Raw genomic sequence first — 528 nt, forward strand, 5'->3', positions numbered from 1 at the left:
CCGTCGCCCCGGCCACCGCGCCGACCCTCCCCGCGGCACCGGCCTCGGCCCCCGTGGCGGCCCCGCAGGCCCCGACGCCGGCGAGCACCCCGCTGCCGTTCGCCGAGCAGCTCGGCGCGCGCCTGACCGGGCTCGGCGGGCTCGCGCACGGGCGGCACGTCCTCACCGTCCCGGTCGACCCCGAGCACCTCGGGCCCGTCCGGGTCGTCGCGCACATCGGCCCCGAGTCGGTGCGCGTCGAGCTCGTCGGCGGCACCGAGGCGGCTCGCGAGGCGCTGCGAGGGTCGCTCGCCGACCTGCGCCGTGACCTCAGCCGCGACCTCGGTGCGGGCCTGGACGTCCAGGTCGGCGTGGGCGGCGACGCGCCGTCACGCGAGCGTCCGGACGCCGACCGCGGCCCGTCGCGCGCACCGACCCCTTCCGCTGCGGGCGAGGTCCGCGGCGCCGAGGTCGGCGGGGGCGCCCCGCCCGGCCCGTCACGGGCGTCGTCCGGGCTGGACCTCGACCTGTGAGGCCCGCCCCGCCCGG

At 81.8% G+C, this 528-nt stretch carries 1 protein-coding gene; it reads left to right on the forward strand.

What is annotated here, in order from left to right; translation table 11 throughout:
• Positions 1-512, forward strand: a 512-nt coding sequence (locus tag CBZ_RS20510) for a flagellar hook-length control protein FliK (RefSeq protein ID WP_218022849.1), incomplete at its 5' end; no start/stop codon positions are given.
• Between the last annotated feature and the right edge of the window lie 16 nt (positions 513-528).

This window comes from Cellulomonas biazotea (genome assembly GCF_004306155.1).
In the GTDB taxonomy this organism is placed as follows: Bacteria; Actinomycetota; Actinomycetes; order Actinomycetales; family Cellulomonadaceae; genus Cellulomonas; species Cellulomonas biazotea.